Here is a 17,404-nt window from a genome sequence, read left to right on the forward strand (position 1 = left end):
CGCAGTCCAAGATGAGCCTACTTTACCAAATTGCATTGACCAAGGTAAACGGTATCGGTCCGGTGATCGGCCGTTCCCTCCTCTCCCATTTCGGCAATGCGGAAGCTATATTTTCTGCCCCGAAGAAGGATTTCACCACGATACCGGGGGTAAATAGTCGGGTAATCCAAGGTCTTTCAAACCCCGATGTGCTCAAGGCGGCAGAGAAGGAACTACAATTTACCGAAAAACATGGTATCCGGCTGCTCTTCTGGGGCAACAGCGACTACCCGAAACGCCTCGCCGAATGTGCCGATGCTCCACTTTTACTCTACTACCGGGGAACTGCCGATTTAGATGCCGCCCGCATAGTCAGCATAGTGGGCACGCGCAACGCTACGGCATACGGAAAGTCCATTTGTGCCGATTTCGTGAAAGCGTTGCTACCTTACCAAGTTACCGTCATCAGCGGGTTGGCCTACGGCATCGACAGCCATGCCCACCGAAATGCGTTGGAGCATCGTATCCCTACGGTAGGTGTATTGGGGCACGGGCTCGATCGCATTTATCCATCGGCCAACCGGGAAATGGCCGCGAGAATGCTTGGTTGTGGCGGGCTACTTACCGAGTTTCCTTCGGGCACCAAACCGGACCGGCAGAATTTCCCAATGCGCAACCGCATCATTGCTGGATTGGCTGATGTGACAATCGTTGTGGAGGCTGCTCCCAAAGGAGGGGCGCTGATTACCGCCGAGTTGGCCAATTCATACAGCCGCGATGTGTGCGCTTTTCCGGGGAACTTGAACCAAGAGTTTTCCGCAGGGAGCAACTACCTAATCAAAACACACCGCGCCCATCTCATTACCGATGTGAAAGACCTGCAATACCTCATGAATTGGGAAGTTGCCCTCTCGCCAACGGTGAACAGGCAACGCGAACTGCCCATTTCGCTCGACACGTCGCAGCAACGCGTATACGACGTTATACACGCCTCGGAACAACTATCGATCGACGAAATATCCAGGCAACTCCAATGGCCGCAGAGCAAACTTGCGGTCACCCTACTTGAGCTGGAGATGAATGGCGTCGTCATTGCCCTGCCCGGTAAAGTTTACCGCACCGCCTAAACCACCCTGCAAGCCAGCATCTTGCAAGCAGACGTGATTTTTGTTGGCGGATACTACTTTTTTTGCTACTTTTGCCGTGGGTAAGTCTTTTACGACCAGCTCCTCGAGAATCCCCCAGGGTGGGAACACAGCAAGGGTATCGGGTTGTAGCGGTGCGATAAAAGTAGCTTACCCTTTTTTTATTCCATATGCCAATCCGATTACCGATACTTGCATATCCACGCAAGTTTATCTAAGTTTGCATCCCATATATAAGTAGCATGAGTTGGTTTAGACGTGAAAAGGCCGGTATCAGTACGGCCACCGAGCATAAAAAGGAAGCGCCCGATGGCCTGTGGAACAAATGTCCGTCGTGCAAAAAACCGCTACTAAACATCGAGCAGATCGAAAACAAATACGTATGCCACTACTGCGGTTACCATTTGCGCATAGGTTCTGCGGCCTATTTTTCGATCCTATTTGACGACAACCAGTTCACCGAGCTGTTTCCCAATTTACGTTCGGGGGATCCACTCCAATTTGAAGACACAAAAAAATACACCGAACGGTTGGAAGAAAGCTATGCAAAAACAGGCCTGAACGATGCCATCCGCTGTGCACACGGCAAGGTGGAAGGACAGGATATTGTATTGGCCTGCATGGATTTCACTTTCATCGGTGGTTCCATGGGATCGGTGGTAGGCGAAAAGATTGCCCGTGCCATTGACTATTGCCTACAACACAACCTCCCATTCATGCTGATTTCCAAGTCGGGCGGTGCCCGTATGATGGAAGCGGCTTTTTCATTGATGCAAATGGCTAAAACGTCGGCAAAACTCGCTTTGCTCAACGAGGCCAAACTACCCTATATCTGCTTGCTGACCGATCCCACCACCGGTGGGGTTACCGCATCTTACGCCATGCTCGGCGACATCAATATCGCCGAGCCCGGAGCACTCATCGGTTTTGCCGGACCGCGCGTGATCAAAGAAACCATCAAAAAGGACTTGCCGAAAGGTTTCCAAACGTCCGAGTTCCTACTCGAACACGGGTTCCTCGATTTCATCGTTGACCGCCGCCAGCTTAAAGAAAAAGTCGCTTTGTTTTTGGGCATGGTGAGCTAAGGTATTTTTTAACATTATTTAGCATTCCATCGATGCATAAATTAATTATCTTTGCCCGAAGTTCGTCATAACCAATACGGACCCATTGACAGCAGTGTAAATGGCAAAAGTAAAATACCATTACAACTCCCATACGCTCAAGTATGAAAAAATAAGAACAAGCACCCGCACATGGGCGCTGCGAGCCGTTGGATTCCTCACCAGCTCATTCGCTTGTGCCATGCTCCTTCTCTACATCGGCTTTACGTTTATTGACTCCCCTAAGGAAAAGCAACTGCAACGGGAGGTAGACCAGATGGCGCTGCAATACAACATCATGCAGGAGCGCATGAAACAGATCGATGCGGCATTGGAAAACATGCAGCATCGCGACGACAACATCTACCGTGTCATCTTCGAAGCCGACCGGATATCCCCGGACGTTCGGAAAGCGGGGTTTGGAGGGGTAAACCGATATAAGAACCTGGAGCATTTCAGCAACTCAAACCTGATGGTCGAAACGGCAAAAAAGCTCGATTATATTTCCAAAGCGTTGTATATACAGTCGAAGTCATACGATGAATTGACGGAGATGGCCAAATCGAAAGCTGAAATGATGGCCAGTATCCCGGCCATACAACCGGTAGACTCTCGGAAAGCACGTACCGGCATTTCAGGATTCGGTATACGGATCCACCCGGTATATAAAATCCGGAAGATGCATACGGGCATTGATTTTACGGCACCCGCTGGTACGCCTATCTACGCTACCGGCAATGGTAAAGTGGAAGCAGCCGGCCCGGACGGTGGCTATGGACGCCGGGTCGTCATTAACCACGGGTATAGTTACAAAACGCTGTATGGCCATATGAACAGCTTTACCGTAAAGGCTGGGCAGCAGGTGAAACGGGGCGACTTAATCGGGTACGTGGGCAATACGGGCACGTCAACCGGTCCGCACCTGCATTACGAAGTACACAAAAATGACAAGCCCGTAAACCCAATTAACTTCATTTACAACGACCTTACCCCAGTGGAGTACGCCGCGGTTCTCGAAGCTGCATCGCAGGAAAACCAATCGTTTGACTAAATAAACGGCTATACAATAATCCAAATGTAATTGTATCTTTGTGATAGCAGATGATCAAATTACAAGCTTAACATGCCATACAAAGAGCGCGAAATAAACAAACTCTATTACACCATGGGAGAAGTGACAGCGATGTTTGGCGTCAATGCATCACAAATCCGATTTTATGAGCGTGAGTTTGACATTATCCAGCCCAAAAAGAATAAGAAGGGAAATCGGCTTTTCACGCCGGAGGATATCGCTAACCTCAAAATCATCTTTAATCTTGTAAAAGACAAAGGATACACGCTGCAGGGTGCGCGCGACTACCTCCGTAACAACAAGAATGAGGCGCGGGAAAACCAGCGGGTAATCGACTCTCTCCAACGCCTCAAAGTCTTTTTACTCGAAGTGCGGGACAGCCTTTAATATTCGCCGGTCAAGGCTTCCATTTCTGACAACTGCACAAATTCTTCCACCTTTTCAACCATCTCCGTGCTACCGATGAATACCGGCGTACGCTGATGTAAATATTCAGGCTGTATATCCAGTATCCGACGGTAGCCATCCGTAGCCTTACCCCCTGCCTGTTCGATAATGAATGCCAATGGATTGCATTCATATATCAACCGCAATTTCCCCTTGGGATGCGAGGAGGTCGTTGGATAAAGGAAAACGCCGCCTTTAATCAAATTGCGGTGTACATCGGCAACCATCGATCCAATATACCGGGAAGTGAACGGCCTATTGCTCGCACTGTCTTCCACTTGGCAATACTTGATATAGTCTTTTACACCCTGCGGAAACTTGATGTAATTACCTTCATTGATTGAGTAAATCGTTCCGTTCTGCGGGATTTTCATATCCGGATGTGATAGGCAGAACTCCCCTATAGAGGGGTCGAGCGTAAATCCATTTACGCCCTTGCCAGTGGTATAGACCAGCATCGTGGACGACCCGTAGACCACATAACCAGCCGCGACCTGGTGGATGCCCTGCTGGAGGATTTCATGCACCCCAACCGCGCCATCATTGGCTATACGCCGGTAAATAGAAAAAATAGTACCTACGGATACATTCACATCAATGTTGGATGAACCATCCAACGGATCGATGCAGACAATATATTTCGCATGTTGCGATATCTTGGAGTTGATGAAGATGCATTCGTCGTGCTCTTCCGATGCCACCACGCAGCACTCGCCACCACTCCGCAATGCCGATACGAATTGCTCGTCCGCGTACACATCGAGCTTCTTCTGTCCCTCCCCTTGTACATTGGTCGTACCATTGTCGCCAAGGATATCGACAAGCCCTGCCTTGTTTACCTCCCGGTTAACAATTTTGGCGGCGATGCCGATATCGCGCAAGAGCCTGGACAACTCGCCTTTTGCGTACGGAAAATCCGATTGCTTCTCGATAATGAATTGACCCAATGTAGTTGTTTTCGTCATAATTCGAAACTAAGTTAGTGTATTTTTATATTCTTAAAATCGCACAAAAATAGCCAAAAAAGCGACTTAAAAGCAAAAAAATAAAAACTTAGTGTATATTAATTATCTCACCCCCGCCATCTCAACAATTTCCAGGTTTTCAATACGATTATCGTCTATGCTAAAACGTAAAAGCGTACGTACCTTATGCCAGCCTTGTTTCCCGGCCGCGCCGGGATTTAAGTGTAGGCATTGCAACTTTTGATCGTACATCACTTTGAGGATATGGGAATGACCGCAGATAAAAAGCTTGGGTGGGTCCAGTTGGATTGCTGTTTTTACTTGCGGACTGTACCGGCCGGGATAGCCACCGATATGGGTCATCCATACGTCGACCGCTTCGCAGGTGAACCGCAGATGTTCGGGATAGACGGCGCGGATATCATGCCCGTCGATATTACCATATACGCCTTTCAGCGGCCTGAACGCCGCCAAGGTATCAGCTACCGCGATATTGCCAAAATCGCCAGCATGCCATATTTCATCGCAGCGATCGAAATGGGAGAAAACGGATTCATCGAGGTAACCATGTGTATCTGAAAGCAATCCAATCCGTGTCATATCGTGTTGGCGAAGATAGGCATTCTCAAAATGCCAGGAAAAATGCTGCTAATAATTCGCGATACGCGGCCGTGTATACGCTGGGGTGTTCATAAATGACAAGTTCCTGCGCTTCACCGCTAGCGCCGCCATCTGCCGACTTACCGAGGGATAATATATGTCTTATTGGCGGATGGGACGTAAAGGACCGGATGGTAGCAATGACTTGTACACAGTATCCATACTCATCGGAAGCCTTCCGGCCCACAAGGTCTGCCAACATCACGGGCAGTATGACTTGCAGGCTCCCGGCAGGATTCAGCCACCGCTGTGACCGCGCCAATAATTGGTCAAAAAAGTCCATGTCTGTATGCCGGGCCAGCCGTTTCCGTTTATCATCGCTTTGAAGGGAGCGTAAGAAAAACGGCGGATTCGACACGATGAGGTCATACCGTGCTTCCGGCTCAAAATCGACCAGCGGCACCGTATGGCTTGCTAGCCTATCCGTAAACGGTGAACTGCCGAAATTACGACGTGCGGTATCGGCGGCCAATGTATCTATTTCTATCGCATCGACCACTGCCGAGGGGAAACGTTGTGCAAGCATAAGGGCAATCACCCCGGTACCGGTGCCAACGTCAAGTATTTGCTTTGGAAGATGTGCCATTGCCATAGCGCCCAACAATACTCCGTCGGTATTGATTTTCATGGCGCATCCAGACTGGTCAACTGCAAATTGTTTGAAACGAAATACAGACATATGCTGGCAAATTAAGGCAATATTAGCCATAGGCCGAGGGAATTAATGGAATACTTCACTTTTTATTTTGTAAAAAAACGAATATTGGCTACCATTGCAGAAAGTGCTTGCCACACGTATTACCGAATCACGCATAATGTATGCATCATGAAAAATTTCCGATACGGCACTGACAAACTCACGATAGGCACCGCCATGGCACTTACCCGTGGCCGCCTCCACGGCACGTTATCTGCAAAAGACAGGCATAAAATCGATCGGTCCGAATCGTTTGTAAAGGACATTGTTGCGCATAACGAGGTGGTATACGGTATCAACACCGGGTTCGGTCCCCTTTGCGATACCATCATCTCCCCCCGAGACACGGCCAACTTGCAGCATAACCTGCTCAAAAGCCATGCAGTCGGGGTAGGCAACCCCATTCCCTCACCGATTGCCAAGACCATGATGATTATCAAAGCCCAGGCCTTGGCCCAGGGATATTCCGGCATACAACTGCGTACGCTAGAGCGTATCATCTGGATGGCCGAACAGGACATCATTCCGGTGGTACCGGCGCAAGGGTCGGTCGGGGCGTCGGGCGATCTGGCCCCCCTCTCCCACCTCTTTCTGCCGCTCATCGGCCTAGGGCAAGTGCATTACAAGGGAGATATCGTGCCAGCGAAAGAAGTGTTGCAGGCGAGGGGGATGCCTCCGCTTCAGCTTGCCCCAAAGGAAGGTCTCGCATTGATCAATGGCACGCAGTTCATTGCGGCCCACGCCGTACATGGTTTATACCGCATGTATAATGTATTGGAAGCCGCCGACATCATCGGTGCAATGTCTTTGGAGGGACTGATGGGTTCTTACAAACCGTTTGATGCGCGCCTCCACCAGATACGTCCCTTCCCCGGAAACCAATTGGTCGCCCATCGCCTATGGCAACTATTGCAGCCATCCGAAATAGCCAATTCACACCCCGATTGCGGGCGCGTGCAGGACCCCTATTCCTTAAGGTGCATGCCACAGGTGCATGGCGCATCCCGAGCGGCGTGGCTCCACCTGAAAGAGCTTACCGAAATAGAAATCAATGCCGTGACCGACAACCCCATTATCTTGGGACCGCATGACACCATCAGTGGTGGGAATTTCCATGGCCAGCCACTGGCCATTGCGCTCGATTACGCGACCGTAGGCGCGGCCGAATTGGGCAATATTGCCGACCGCAGGTGTTACCTGACCATTGAAGGTCGCTACGGCCTTCCTAAGCTGCTTATCAAGAATGCTGGACTAAACTCCGGATTCATGATACCGCAATATACCGCTGCCGCGTTGGTATCCGAAAACAAAACCCTCTGCTTCCCGGCCAGCGCCGACAGCATCCCCACTTCCCTGGGACAGGAAGACCATGTTTCCATGGGGTCCATCAGTGGCCGTAAACTCAATAAGGTAATCGATCACCTCGAATATATCCTGGCAATCGAACTGTTGTATGCCACGCAGGCAATGGATTTCCGGAGGCCGTTGCGATCATCGGAGGTGCTGGAAGCATGTCATGCGCTGGTGAGACGCCAGGTATCTTTTGCCAGCCGTGACCGGATTTTTTCCAACGACATCAACGCACTGCAAAAGCTAATCAGTAGCGGAAGGTTCGTACAGGAGGCAAACCAAGCCGCTGAGACACACAACCAACCCCTTACTCAGACAGGTTATGACGCTTTCAACATTTCTTGACCAATACGCCAACCGTCCCCATTACGTCGCGCCTGCCGAGGATGGCCTGCATTATTTTCCACGCAGTAACTTATTTATCGGAAAGCCACCGTTAAGCTTCGAACTTATACCCCACCCCCTTCACCGTGGCCACATAGTTTTCACCGATTTTTTCACGCAACTTCCGTATATGCACATCAATCGTACGGTTTGTTACCACCACGGAGTCTTCCCAGATATTTTTGAGGATCGCTTCTCTCGTGTATACCTTTCCGGGCTTGGAAGCTAACAAGTAGAGCAATTCAAACTCTTTCTTGGCCAGCACGATTTTCTCCCCATCTTTGAATACCAGAAAAGCCTCCCGGTCAATCACGAGGTCCTTAACTTCCAATTTTTCGTCAACCGGTTCTTCGTTCTGTATGTTCCGGCGCAGGATAGCGTTGATACGGCTTAGCAGCGCACGTGGTTTGATGGGCTTTGCGATATAGTCATCAGCCCCCACATTGAAACCCGCGATCTCAGAATACTCTTCACTTCGGGCGGTAAGGAACACCATGAACGTGCTCTTGAACTCGGGCATGGAGCGCATAATGCGGCATGCTTCTATCCCATCCATTTTTGGCATCATCACATCCAGGATGATCAAGTCTGGCATCACCTTTTTGGCAGTGGTTACGGCTTCCTGCCCATTAGTGGCGGTGTACACCTGATAGCCTTCGCGTTTGAGGTTATAGGCAATCAGCTCTACAATATCGGGCTCGTCGTCCACTACCAATATCTTCTGCTTTATGGAACTCATGGTGTTAATTTTTTGCTAAAATATGTACATAAAGGCAACAAATGGTTAAATCAACATTAACAAATCATTAAACCACACCATTCCGTTAACGCAAAAAACCTATTAATTGAACGTCTTTTCCAAGAACGCTGCCAAATCCGGTCCCCGTAAATTCTTGGCTAGAATGATGCCATCGGGGTCCACCAAGTACGATGTGGGGATGGCTTGGATGCGATATAACCCCACCACGTCACTGCCCCATTGCTGCAAATCGGAAACTTGGGTCCACACCAGGCCATCGTCTTTGATTGCCCGGAGCCACGAACCTGGATTGCCGTCTAGCGATACGCCGAGCACGGTAAATCCCTTGTCTTTATATAGATTGTACTGTGTTACGATATTGGGATTTTCCTCCCGGCAGGGCACACACCACGAAGCCCAGAAATCAACCAATGTGTATTTCCCCCTGAAATCGGAAAGCTTTACCGGTTGGTTATTGGGCGTCAGCGATTGGAACTCGGGCGCAGGCTGCCCGATAGCCAGCCGCTTTAAACGGGCCATTTCCTCCCGGAATTGCCGTACACGGGCATTGTCCTCCCACCGTCCGCCAATACGGTCAGCATATGCTATTAGTTCATTTTCGGCCAGTTCCGTATCCAGCGTGGTCATGGCATAGAATCCCGCCAGGTCGTCATGTTCGTTGGCAAACCGTACCGCTGCTTCGGTATAATCCATCATCTGCTGGCGGTACCGTTGCAGAAAGTGCTGCCTTAACGACATGAGTGCCGTATCCCCCAATCCGGCAGCCTGGTCGGCAAATGATTCCTCCAATTCCTGTTGCAAACGTTCCCTCTCTGCAAATGTAGCAGCAAATTGCTTTATCTTGTCTGAAAGCTGTGAGCCTGCCACGTTGTAAGAATCGACCGGTGCCGTGAGATCGGCCTGAAACGATACCCTGTCGCCGTTTTGGAGAATAAGGTGGTACCTGCTCCTCCCAGCCTCGAGGGTGAGTAGCCGGGGGTGCGCTGCCGTACGCCGAAATTTGAATCTACCGTGCTCATCGAGAAAAACCGAATCCAATTTACGCTCCCCCTCATAGAGCACCACGGTTTGTATCCGCTCGGCGTGGGTAACTTGTCCGTCGATAACAAATTCATCATCGCCCGCGCAGGACGACAACAAAAAAAACATCCATCCGAAGATTACTGCCAATCTATTCATAGTCTATGCATCACGTCCAATCAACCGCTGGTTACCGTACCGGATTGCACATACGCCTTCGCCTTTGCCAACGCCCGGTCCAACCCACTGCTATCCTTACCGCCGGCAGTTGCATAAAAAGGCTGTCCACCGCCGCCGCCGTTTATTTCCCTGGCCAACTCCCGTACAATGGCCGCTGCATTCCAGCCACGCTCATCCACCAGTTTTTCCGAAACGACCACCGTAAGCCCCGGTTTCCCACCGATATCGGTTCCCAATACGAGGAAAAGGTTGTCGATGTAGCCTTTCAATGCGTATGCCAAGGTCTTTACCGCTTCGGGGCTTGGCAGGTCTACTCGCGCTATGATGGCTCTTGCACCGTTGATATCTTCAGCGCTTGCCTCCAATTGATTCTTTAGTTGAAGCGCTTTGTCAACCACGGCTTGCTCCACTTCCTTCTTCAGGGAGCTGTTTTCCTCGAGCAACCGGCCGAGTGCTGTGACAAAATCTTTGGGATTGTTGAGCAGTCCGCCGATCTCATTGATCATGCGGCTTTGCTCATACACAAATTGCTCAGCTTTGCCAGCCGTAATCGCTTCGATACGTCGTACGCCAGCCGCAACTGCACTTTCGGATATAATTTTAAAAAAACCGATCTGGCCGGTTGCATGCACGTGGGTGCCACCGCATAATTCTTTGGAAAACCCCTCGTCAAAAGTGATCACACGTACCTCGTCTCCGTATTTTTCACCAAACAATGCCGTTACCCCGGCATCGATGGCCTGTTGGAACGGCACCTGTCGTTCTTCTTTCAACGGTATGTTTGCACGGATTTTCCCATTCACGATCCGTTCAATCTGGGCTAATTCATCTTCGCTTACCTTCACAAAATGCGAAAAATCAAAACGCAGGTAGTCAGCGTTTACTAATGATCCTTTTTGGTTTACGTGGCTTCCCAGCACCTGTTTGAGCGCGGCATGCAACAAATGGGTCGCAGAGTGGTTGGCTTCCGTATCGCGTCGTCTTTCCACGTCTACTTTTGCAATAAAGGTCCCTTGCAAGTCATCGGGCAGTCCATCGGTATAATGTACGAGCAATCCATTCTCTTTCTTGGTATCCGTAATCGTTGTGGGCTGATTGCCGTTGTTACTGATCAGCAGGCCCGTATCGCCCACCTGCCCGCCACCTTCTGCATAAAAGGGTGTAGCGGTTAGAACCAGCTGGTACTGATCCTTCCCTTTAACGGTAATTTTCCGGTATTTAAGGATTTCCGTTTCGCATTCCAAGCGGTCATACCCCACAAAATCCACGGCATCACCGGCACGCAATACAAGCCAATCGCCTGCATCGATAGCGGTGGCCGCACGCGATCGGCTTTTCTGCGCATCCAGGGCCTTATTGAATCCCTGCATATCCACAGCCAATCCCTTTTCCCTTGCCAGCAACCCTGTTAAATCGATGGGAAAACCAAAGGTATCATACAGTTCAAACGCGAAATCCCCACTGATCGATTGGTTTTCTGCGGCATAATTTTCAAAACGATGCACTCCGGTTACCAGTGTACGTAGGAAAGACTGTTCTTCTTCCAGCACTACTTTCTGTACAAAATCCTGCTGCGCAATCAATTCGTCGAACACGCCTTCAAACTGCTTTGCCAATAACGGCACCAGCTCATGCAAAAAAGGTTCTTTAAAGTGGAGGAACGTATAGGCATAACGCACCCCACGGCGGAGAATACGACGGATCACATAACCTGCCTTATTGTTGGAAGGCAGTTGGCCATCGGCAATAGCAAAGCTTACCGCACGGACGTGGTCGGCCATTACACGCATGGCAATATCGGTTTTCCCGTCGTTTCCATAGGGTATTCCCGCCTTCTCGGCAATGTACCCGATGATGGGCTGGAATACATCCGTATCGTAATTGGATTGTTTGCCTTGGACGACACGCACCAACCGTTCGAATCCCATCCCGGTATCCACGTGCTTGGCGGGGAGCGGTTTGAGGGAACCGTTTTTCTGGCGGTTGAACTGCATGAACACTAGGTTCCATATCTCGATAACCTGCGGGTGGTCCGCATTCACCAACGTTTTGCCATCTACCACACGGCGCTCGCTGTCCGGCCGGCAATCCACGTGGATTTCCGAGCAGGGACCGCATGGCCCGGTATCGCCCATTTCCCAAAAGTTGTCTTTCTTGTTTCCCAGGAGGATGCGGTCTTCCGGTACTAGCTGCTTCCAGAATCCGTGAGCTTCCTCATCCTTGGGCAGGCCGTCGGTATCGTCGCCTTCAAAAATGGTCACATACAACCGCTCGCGATCCAGCTTATACACCTCTGTGAGCAATTCCCAGCTCCATGCAATGGCTTCCTTTTTAAAATAGTCGCCGAAACTCCAATTGCCCAACATCTCAAACAACGTGTGGTGGTAGGTGTCAATACCCACTTCTTCCAGGTCATTGTGCTTGCCTGATACACGTAGGCAACGCTGGGTATCCGCTACACGGGAATAAGGTACCTGCGCTTCGCCCAAAAAGATATCTTTGAATTGGTTCATGCCCGCATTGGTAAACATCAGCGTAGGATCGTTCTTGACCACTACCGGTGCAGACGGCACAATTTGGTGACCTTTATCGGTGAAGAAAGCCAAAAAGGCTTCGCGGATTTCCCTGCTTGTCATTGAAAAATATGCATTTGATATACTGCGCAAACTTAGTCAAAATTGGCTGCATTTGCAATTTGAGGATGCATGGGCAGCGTGCCCGCGCCTTTTGTATTATCTGTCTATAAACAGATAAACTATAAAATCTGCCTCCAAGCAGATAATTTAAAAAATCTGCTATTAAGCAGATAATTTCCTATTTATTGGTTCAAATTCATTACCTTTGAATAGATAGAAAATATGCTACCCATGATAGGTGTCATTACGGGCGATATGATCAATTCCAGACGGGTTGCCGACCCTGGCGAATGGTTATCCAAACTAAAGACGGCACTTTCGTCCGAGGGGCCCACCCCAAAAATATGGGAAGTTACACGCGGAGATAGCTTCCAAGTAGAAATCGCACGTCCCGAGAGTGCATTGCAGAAGGCGCTGCACATCAAGGCGCTTATCAAACGTGTAGCGGGCCTGGATGTGCGCATGGCTATCGGCATAGGCACCAAGACCTATGACGCGGCCAAAATCAGTGAAGCAAATGGCGATGCCTTCGTTCGCTCGGGGCGGTTATTTGACCAATTGAAAAAAAACACGTTGGCAATCAGCTCCCCCTGGGAAGAGATGGACAAGGCGATCAACATCTGTTTGGAGCTCGCCTTACTGACCATGGACCGCTGGACACCCAATTCGGCCGAAATCATGGCGCTCGCCATCGAGCATCCGGAAAAGACACAGCTCGAATTAGGGAACATCTTACAGATCAGCCAAGGTCGGATCAGTGAGCGGCAACAACGTGCCGGATACGATGAGATCATGAAAATGGAAGCTTATTTCAGGGAATCCATACAGCAAAAAACAACAGGATGACGCTTTTCCTCACACTATTGCTTGCCCATATTCTCGGAGATTTCTGTTTCCAGCCAAGCAGCTGGGTAACCGACAAGAAACGCTACAAACACAAGTCAAAAAGACTTTATACCCACATCCTTATCCACGCCGCCCTACTCCTTCTTTTCTTAGGTTTCAATACCACCTATTGGATAGGCTTCACCATCGTCATCCTATCCCATTACCTCATTGATCTGGCGAAACTACATGCCGACCGGAACAACCATACACTCACTTATTTCTTGATTGACCAAGCGTTGCACATTGCCGTCCTGGCACTGGTTGCAAACTGCTATGAGCCGTTCGGCATCGCTTGGGAAAACATCGTTTCACCGGGGTATTTACTTTTCCTTACTACGCTGTCATTGGTCATCTTCGTGCCCGCTGTATTGATAAAAATAGTGATTGCCCAATGGCAGCCGGAAACGATGGACAAACCAGGGGAGGCATTATTCAAGGACGACGAATCGCTCGTTAAGGCAGGCCGATTCATTGGTGTGTTGGAACGCCTCTTTGTATTCCTGTTCGTCATCACCGACCATTGGGAGGCCATTGGCTTTCTATTAGCCGCCAAATCCATTTTCCGCTTTGGCGACCTACGGAGGGGAAAAGACCGAAAACTCACCGAATACGTGCTAATCGGCACCCTGCTCAGTTTCGGGATTGCTATCCTCATCGGGCTCATTTATTTGCGTCTGTCCCCAAGGCTCGGGTAAAATTGGCTCGTTAATTGCATAAGAGCTCGCGAAATCAAAAACATTGCATAAATAAACACGAATAATGAAAAACAAGTTGACCAAAGTAGGATTACTAGCCGGTATAGGAATCCTTTCTGCCACCCAACTGACGGCACAAACGCCCGTCAATGAGGTAAAGCCCTTCGCGCCGGAGTCCGAGTACCGTACATGGTCCATCGGTGCTCATGTAGGTTTGTTAAACCAATCCAACTTGATCGGTTTACGTCGCAGATTTGACAAAACGGAGCAGAGCCTCGGCTATGGACTGTATGTAAAAAGACAAATCCTGCCCGGCTTTGGCATCCAAGCAGAATACATCGGCGGCAAAGTAACCGGTGCCTACGAAGACAACAGCAACCGCTTCGACACCAAGATGCCGTGGTCCATTGCGATCTCCGGCAACGTCACGCTGGCCAACATCAACTGGCGCCATCATCAGGGCATTATCAAACCCTACCTCAATTTCGGATTGGGGGCCTTGGGGTTTGAACCTACCACAGAAATCAATGGAACGACAACCACCTACGAACAAACCACCAAATTGTTTGTTCCCGGTGGCGTGGGACTAAAGTTTGCCGTTACCCCCGACGTCGCGATAGACCTCGGTTACCGGCTCAACCTCGTACAGTCGGCAAATTTCGACGGCGTGAGCCATGGGGGTGCCAAAGACATTTTCTCATACACCCATCTAGGTGTTGAGTTTGCTTTGGGCAACAAGAGCAAGCCTTTCTTGGGCAACAGCAACCCAGTATCGGCCATGCAGAAAGACTACCAAGCACAATACGACGAAATACTTGCACAAAAAGCAGCTTTGGAAGCACAGCGGGCAGAGAACGAAAAGCTACAGGCGCAAGTTGAGCGGCTTTACGCCGACCTCGCCGATGATGACGGTGATGGAGTTGCAAATCGCTATGACAAATGTCCGGACACCCCCGAGAAAACAAAAGTAGATGGTTCCGGCTGCCCACTTCCCGAGCCGAAGGCACCGGTCGTACAGCAGGTGGTGGTAACCGACGAAGACAGGCGTGTAGTGGATGAAGCCATCCAGAACCTGGAGTTTGACTTGGGAAAAGCCACCATCCGCCAACCTTCGCATGCTAGCCTCAATAAAGTGGCAGCGCTCCTCATCGAGAAGAACTTCAGCCTGAAGTTGGCCGGGCATACCGACAATACCGGTTCGATGCAGACAAACTTACGGCTCTCCAAGGCACGGGCCGAGGCGGTAAAAGCATACCTTGTAAGCAAGGGTGCCAATCCATCACGCATTGAAGCTACCGGTTACGGACCCAACCAGCCGATTGCCACCAACAATACGGCAGAAGGCAGGCAACAAAACCGCCGCGTTGAGTTTACGCTGTATTAAGTAGAAAGTAAAAGTAAAAAGTTAAAAGCCGGTCTGGATCATCAGATCGGCTTTTCCATGTAAATTGAAAGCCGATTCTATTTTCTATTTTTGTTTTTTTACTTTTGATTTTCAATAAATTAACCATACCTTTGCACCGCCTTAGGCAATAGTGCCTATTGTATATAAAATATTCATGAACCCATTTATTGAATTGGGGATCCGTCATGATATTGTTAATGCCATCACAGAGCTAGGGTTCGAAGCCCCTACTCCTATCCAGGAACAAGCCGTTCCCGTATTACTTGCAGGCAGCAACGATTTTGTCGGATTAGCCCAGACCGGTACCGGCAAAACCGCAGCATTTGGTCTGCCTTTATTAGAATTGTTGGATTTCTCGCAAAAACAGCCGCAAGCACTCATTCTGTGTCCTACGCGTGAGCTGTGTTTGCAAATTTCCAAAGACATTGAGAAGTACGCAAAAAACCTCCCTGATGTACATGTTGTAGCCGTTTATGGCGGCGCGAGTATCAGTGACCAATTGCGTCAGATCCGCCGTGGCGTGCAAATCGTCGTTGCCACACCGGGTCGTATGCTCGATATCATTGGCCGTAAAGCCATCGATTTTTCTAATGTACGTTACGTCGTATTGGATGAAGCCGATGAAATGCTCAACATGGGCTTTCAGGAAGACATCAACAATATCCTGTCTACCACTCCCGACGAGAAAAAAACCTGGCTTTTTTCAGCCACCATGCCCGCTGAGGTCCGCCGGATCGCGAAGAATTACATGACCGACCCGTATGAGCTCACCATGGGCACCAAAAACACCGGCAACGCCAACATCGACCACCATTACTACGTAATCCGTGCGCGCGATAAGTATGCCGCATTTAAGCGCATCGTCGACTCCAATCCCGAAATTTTCGGCATCGTATTTTGCCGTACCAAAATCGAGACCCAAGAGATTGCCGAATCGCTGATCAAAGATGGTTACAATGCGGATTCGTTGCACGGCGACCTTTCGCAGCAGCAGCGCGATAAGGTGATGAAACGTTACCGCGAACGTAGCCTTCAGTTACTCATCGCCACTGACGTGGCCGCACGTGGTATCGACGTGAACGACGTGACCCACGTAATCAACTACTCGTTGCCCGATGAACTTGAAAACTACACCCACCGGAGTGGCCGTACGGCCCGTGCCGGCAAAACAGGCATCTCTATTTCGTTGATCAACCTGAAAGAAGTGGGCAAAATCCGTCAAATCGAACGCGTAATCGGCAAGCCATTCGTTAAGATGGAAGTACCGAAAGGCGAAGCCGTAGTGGAAAAGCAACTTTTTGCCATGATTGATAAAGTGAACGAGGTAGCGGTGAATAACGATCACATCGACCCCTATTTACCCAAGATCATGGAGCGTTTCGAGGCGCTGAGTAAAGAGGAAATCATAAAAAGGTTTGCCTCGCTTGAGTTCAACCGCTTCTTGGAATATTACCAAAATGCGCCCGACCTCAACGTAGATTCCAGTGAAGTACGCGGGGGTTCCGACCGAAAGGGAAAATCGGAACGTTTCGGCCGCGACGGATACGGATCAGATTACACCCGTTTGTTCATCAATCTCGGGTCGGTAGATGATTTCACCCGGGGCGATATCCTGGGCTATATCTGCGACACGACGCGGATCAGCGGCAAAGCCATTGGCAAAATTGACCTTAAGGGCGTGTATACCTTCTTCGAAGTGGAAAACACCTCGGTAGACAAGGTTTTCAACGGATTCCAAAACGTCGATTTCAATGGGCGCACCGTACGGGTCGAAAATGCGGGCGAGGGCCGGAGCGAGCAGCGCCGGAGCCGTCCTTTCCGAAACGGTGGCGAAAATGGAAACCGTCGCAAGCGTGAACATGGCGGGGGCTTCCGCGATTTTTCTGGTGGTGGCAAACGCCGCGAAAAGAGCCGCTGGTAAGGCCAACTCGCTTTCCCAACAATCGAGTAGGAGGAAAATAGAATAGTTTTCCTCCTATTCTATTTTCCGACCTCTCACACCACCCGGCATACCGTTC

General features: G+C 49.9%; 15 protein-coding genes and 1 other RNA gene. 10 read left to right on the forward strand and 6 right to left on the reverse strand.

Going from position 1 to position 17,404, the window contains the following annotated elements:
* Positions 1 to 11 precede the first annotated feature (11 nt).
* From dprA to ACEVG1_RS11195, 5 genes are all read left to right on the forward strand, one after another.
* Positions 12 to 1,106: a DNA-processing protein DprA gene (gene dprA / locus ACEVG1_RS11175; protein WP_374743752.1), complete on the forward strand. Its 1,095-nt coding sequence runs from the start codon at positions 12 to 14 to the stop codon at positions 1,104 to 1,106.
* 78 nt (positions 1,107 to 1,184) lie between these two features.
* Positions 1,185 to 1,283: signal recognition particle sRNA small type (gene ffs / locus ACEVG1_RS11180), an RNA gene on the forward strand.
* Positions 1,284 to 1,366: 83 nt separating this feature from the next.
* On the forward strand, positions 1,367 to 2,209 hold the full coding sequence (gene accD, locus ACEVG1_RS11185) for an acetyl-CoA carboxylase, carboxyltransferase subunit beta (protein WP_374743753.1): 843 nt from the start codon (positions 1,367 to 1,369) through the stop codon (positions 2,207 to 2,209).
* 100 nt (positions 2,210 to 2,309) lie between these two features.
* Complete coding sequence (locus ACEVG1_RS11190) at positions 2,310 to 3,278, forward strand: peptidoglycan DD-metalloendopeptidase family protein (protein WP_374743755.1); 969 nt, start codon at positions 2,310 to 2,312, stop codon at positions 3,276 to 3,278.
* A gap of 72 nt (positions 3,279 to 3,350) precedes the next feature.
* Positions 3,351 to 3,686, forward strand: a complete 336-nt coding sequence (locus tag ACEVG1_RS11195; RefSeq protein ID WP_374743756.1) for a MerR family transcriptional regulator — start codon at positions 3,351 to 3,353, stop codon at positions 3,684 to 3,686.
* Here ACEVG1_RS11195 and fbp read toward each other — a convergent pair.
* From fbp to ACEVG1_RS11210, 3 genes are all read right to left on the reverse strand, one after another.
* Positions 3,683 to 4,711, reverse strand: coding sequence for a class 1 fructose-bisphosphatase (gene fbp, locus ACEVG1_RS11200; RefSeq protein ID WP_374743758.1), 1,029 nt, complete (start codon positions 4,709 to 4,711; stop codon positions 3,683 to 3,685). The genes ACEVG1_RS11195 and fbp overlap by 4 nt on opposite strands.
* A 102-nt stretch (positions 4,712 to 4,813) precedes the next feature.
* Positions 4,814 to 5,311: a metallophosphoesterase gene (locus ACEVG1_RS11205; protein WP_374743759.1), complete on the reverse strand. Its 498-nt coding sequence runs from the start codon at positions 5,309 to 5,311 to the stop codon at positions 4,814 to 4,816.
* 25 nt (positions 5,312 to 5,336) lie between these two features.
* Positions 5,337 to 6,050, reverse strand: coding sequence for a tRNA1(Val) (adenine(37)-N6)-methyltransferase (locus ACEVG1_RS11210; RefSeq protein ID WP_374743761.1), 714 nt, complete (start codon positions 6,048 to 6,050; stop codon positions 5,337 to 5,339).
* A 147-nt stretch (positions 6,051 to 6,197) separates the two neighbouring features.
* Here ACEVG1_RS11210 and hutH point away from each other — a divergent pair, with 147 nt between their 5' ends.
* A complete protein-coding gene (hutH, locus tag ACEVG1_RS11215) occupies positions 6,198 to 7,763 on the forward strand; it encodes a histidine ammonia-lyase (protein ID WP_374743763.1) in 1,566 nt (521 codons plus the stop codon).
* A gap of 91 nt (positions 7,764 to 7,854) precedes the next feature.
* On the opposite strand, the gene ACEVG1_RS11220 is transcribed toward hutH, so the two are convergent.
* The 3 genes from ACEVG1_RS11220 to alaS form a co-directional block, all read right to left on the reverse strand.
* Positions 7,855 to 8,541 carry a response regulator transcription factor gene (locus ACEVG1_RS11220; protein ID WP_374743765.1) on the reverse strand — a complete coding sequence of 229 codons (687 nt, stop codon included), beginning with the start codon at positions 8,539 to 8,541 and terminating at the stop codon, positions 7,855 to 7,857.
* 102 nt (positions 8,542 to 8,643) lie between these two features.
* A complete protein-coding gene (locus tag ACEVG1_RS11225; protein ID WP_374743767.1) occupies positions 8,644 to 9,741 on the reverse strand; it encodes a redoxin domain-containing protein in 1,098 nt (365 codons plus the stop codon).
* A 20-nt stretch (positions 9,742 to 9,761) separates the two neighbouring features.
* Positions 9,762 to 12,398 carry an alanine--tRNA ligase gene (gene alaS / locus ACEVG1_RS11230; RefSeq protein WP_374743769.1) on the reverse strand — a complete coding sequence of 879 codons (2,637 nt, stop codon included), beginning with the start codon at positions 12,396 to 12,398 and terminating at the stop codon, positions 9,762 to 9,764.
* Positions 12,399 to 12,629: 231 nt separating this feature from the next.
* Between alaS and ACEVG1_RS11235 the strand changes: the two genes are divergently transcribed.
* The 4 genes from ACEVG1_RS11235 (at position 12,630) to ACEVG1_RS11250 (ending at position 17,307) form a co-directional block, all read left to right on the forward strand.
* Positions 12,630 to 13,244: a hypothetical protein gene (locus ACEVG1_RS11235; RefSeq protein WP_374743770.1), complete on the forward strand. Its 615-nt coding sequence runs from the start codon at positions 12,630 to 12,632 to the stop codon at positions 13,242 to 13,244.
* Entirely contained in the window at positions 13,241 to 13,981 is a 741-nt protein-coding gene (locus tag ACEVG1_RS11240) for a DUF3307 domain-containing protein (RefSeq protein ID WP_374743771.1), read from the forward strand. The genes ACEVG1_RS11235 and ACEVG1_RS11240 overlap by 4 nt, the downstream gene beginning before the upstream one ends.
* 64 nt (positions 13,982 to 14,045) lie before the next feature.
* Positions 14,046 to 15,365: an OmpA family protein gene (locus ACEVG1_RS11245; RefSeq protein WP_374743772.1), complete on the forward strand. Its 1,320-nt coding sequence runs from the start codon at positions 14,046 to 14,048 to the stop codon at positions 15,363 to 15,365.
* A 175-nt stretch (positions 15,366 to 15,540) separates the two neighbouring features.
* Complete coding sequence (locus tag ACEVG1_RS11250) at positions 15,541 to 17,307, forward strand: DEAD/DEAH box helicase (protein WP_374743773.1); 1,767 nt, start codon at positions 15,541 to 15,543, stop codon at positions 17,305 to 17,307.
* Positions 17,308 to 17,404: the final 97 nt, after the last annotated feature.

Origin of the sequence: Parapedobacter sp. 2B3 (genome assembly GCF_041925275.1) — a bacterium.
GTDB lineage: Bacteria > Bacteroidota > Bacteroidia > Sphingobacteriales > Sphingobacteriaceae > Parapedobacter > Parapedobacter pyrenivorans_A.